Source organism: Bacillus sp. 05T31 (assembly GCF_056396725.1).
Map to the genome: position 1 here is coordinate 1 of NZ_JBFTMA010000706.1, position 2,289 is coordinate 2,289.

At 35.1% G+C, this 2,289-nt stretch carries 5 protein-coding genes and 1 pseudogene; 1 reads left to right on the top strand and 5 read right to left on the bottom strand.

From position 1 onward, the window contains the following. Positions 1–191 (top strand): annotated as a pseudogene (locus AC1DJR_RS26930) (aminopeptidase); the annotation flags it as partial. Positions 192–230: 39 nt separating this feature from the next. Here AC1DJR_RS26930 and AC1DJR_RS26935 read toward each other — a convergent pair. From AC1DJR_RS26935 to AC1DJR_RS26955, 5 genes are all read right to left on the bottom strand, one after another. Next, a complete protein-coding gene (locus AC1DJR_RS26935) occupies positions 231–677 on the bottom strand; it encodes a hypothetical protein (RefSeq protein ID WP_477003945.1) in 447 nt (148 codons plus the stop codon). 16 nt (positions 678–693) lie between these two features. Next, entirely contained in the window at positions 694–876 is a 183-nt protein-coding gene (locus AC1DJR_RS26940) for a hypothetical protein (protein ID WP_429688017.1), read from the bottom strand. Then, positions 873–1,277 carry a PH domain-containing protein gene (locus AC1DJR_RS26945; protein WP_429688016.1) on the bottom strand — a complete coding sequence of 135 codons (405 nt, stop codon included), beginning with the start codon at positions 1,275–1,277 and terminating at the stop codon, positions 873–875. Before AC1DJR_RS26945 ends, AC1DJR_RS26940 begins: the two co-directional genes overlap by 4 nt. Positions 1,278–1,355: 78 nt before the next feature. Beyond that, entirely contained in the window at positions 1,356–1,847 is a 492-nt protein-coding gene (locus tag AC1DJR_RS26950; protein WP_429688015.1) for a GNAT family N-acetyltransferase, read from the bottom strand. Then, a partial coding sequence (locus AC1DJR_RS26955) for a GNAT family N-acetyltransferase (RefSeq protein ID WP_477003946.1) occupies positions 1,844–2,289 on the bottom strand: 446 nt, incomplete at its 5' end. The genes AC1DJR_RS26950 and AC1DJR_RS26955, both read right to left, overlap by 4 nt.

A 2,289-nucleotide genomic window follows, 5' to 3' on the forward strand; every position in this document is an offset into this window, starting at 1 on the left:
ACTTCACACCTGGACAAGCTTATGATGATGCATGGAACGGCAACAACTCTAACATTCACTGGGATTTAGTATGCATTCAGCGCCCTGAATAYGGCGGCGGTGAAATTTACTTCGACGACGTATTAATCCGTAAAGACGGACGCTTCGTTGTAACTGAACTAGAAGCTTTAAACCCAGAGAACTTAAAATAATATGAAAAGCGCTCGGATAGAATCCCGAGCGCTTTTTCATTAATACTCTAATAATTTTTTAGCCACATCTTCTGGTACTTTAAAACTATTTTTATTTTTTATCATCTTAACTTTTAATTCAACCTCAACATAAGGGACATCTTTATATACTGTCATAGTACCAATTTCATRTAACTCTTTTTTATCTTTACTCGAATCCAATAATTTCGGTGTATCCTCTTGATACATTTTAAACGTTTTCCCTTGCGGAGTATCCATAGGAGCCGATTCCATTTCCCACTCATCCATTTTGATTGATTCAAACAACTTTGTGATTTCTTTCTTATCAGTAATTGTTTTTTTATCACTCGAATCAATAAGCGATTCTATTTCAATTTTTTGTGCCTTTTCTAAACTAACATCAGACTTCTCTTTCTTCGCACTACATCCTATTAAAAGAATAGATGTGGTTAGCAAAAACAAAAATAACATATAGATTTTTTTCATTTCTAATCCCCCTGCACTATATAGAGCTATTTTTCTCGCTTTTTGTTTGCTGAAAATGAAAATAAAATAAATGCGTCACTGCGATAGTACCTATTAATATCGGGACATATAATGGCAGCTCCCATTTCATATATACTCTAGTGCAAATAGCAAGCACCAACAAAATCTCCAAACAAAACAAAAGTTTTACATATTTCATCGCTTACCTACCATTTCTATTTTCACATGTGGATTTTCTTTCTCGATAAGCGCCAAAAATCCATCCGTATCTTGCGGCATCGCAATCATATGTACTTTATACGCATTCGTTGTAATCTCAAATGATTTCCCAACTTGACGAATAACTCTTATATCTTTTAATACAACGTCGTCATTTAAAATTCCGTATTTTAAAATACCATTTTCCACTTTATGTTTTTTAATGAACATTTCCCAAACGAGAGGGACATTTACAATGAAGCATAAACCCATCCCAATTAACGCTGACATCCACTGCCCTTTATTTGTGAAAAGCATGACAGTTGGATATAACACCATAAAGATTAACGTTAAAATAACAAATATAATCGTAGACTTACTTCTTTGAATTGGAAAGTTCATACCTACACCCCCTAATCCAAATTATACCACTTATCCCATTTTAATTCATAAAAAAAAGGCCATTTCTGAATGACCTCCTTAAACAATATACCTATAAAATTTCTTATCTACCTCTAACACCGGAAAACTTTTTGGCAAATCTTCTATATTCACACTTTGGAAATTATTCTTTTCATAAAAGCGATGTGCCGCTAAAAATTTCACTGTCGTTCCTAAATATATATCTTTTACCTTTTTATGCTCAGCCCATAAAATTGCTGTTTGAAGCAGACTATGTGATGCGCCCCATTCTCTTCCGCGGAACTCTTTCTTCACGAACATTTTCCTTAGCGCTACTTGATGATTTCTAATATCTAATAAAGCTATCGTTCCAACCACTTTACCATCATAAGTTGCTACCCAAAAGTTTCCGTGATCCCTTTGATAGAACGTTTCTATTTCAAGTAAGTCAGGYTGCTCTTCTTTCGTAATTGGGACATTGTACTCTTTTTGCTGAATATGAACAATGAGATCTACTACTTCATCTTGAAATTTGCTTTCATACGGAGTGACACAAATCTTCTCATTCATCGAATTTCTTCCCATTCTGAAGCTAGTAAACTATAAACAGCAATATCCTGAAAATGGTCATACAACCATTCTTCATCTCTTAAAATACCATCTAATTTAAAACCTAAACGCTCTGGAATAGCTCGGCTTTTCGTATTTTCAACACCACACCGAATTTCTATTTTATTCAGCTTTAAATTATCAAATGCATATTGAAGCACAGCCTTCACACTACGTGTCATAACACCTTTTCCACCAGCATCTTCTGCAAGATAATATCCAAGACTCGTCGCTTTTTTCCCCCAGCTCACCGGGTGAATGCCCACCATCCCAACGAGCTTTCCTTTATAACGTATACCACYTTCAAAACCGTCTCCCTCTGCAAATTTCTTTAACCACATCGGAAAAATMTCATYATACGCATTAGCAGATTTTACCCCATCTACCCAAGGAAGCCATCTTC

What these genes read in the sequence shown, in the direction of transcription:
- AC1DJR_RS26940 (WP_429688017.1), bottom strand. Translation starts at nt 876, where the DNA reads ATGAAATATGTAAAACTTTTGTTTTGTTTGGAGATTTTGTTGGTGCTT.
- AC1DJR_RS26945 (WP_429688016.1), bottom strand. Translation starts at nt 1,277, where the DNA reads ATGAACTTTCCAATTCAAAGAAGTAAGTCTACGATTATATTTGTTATT.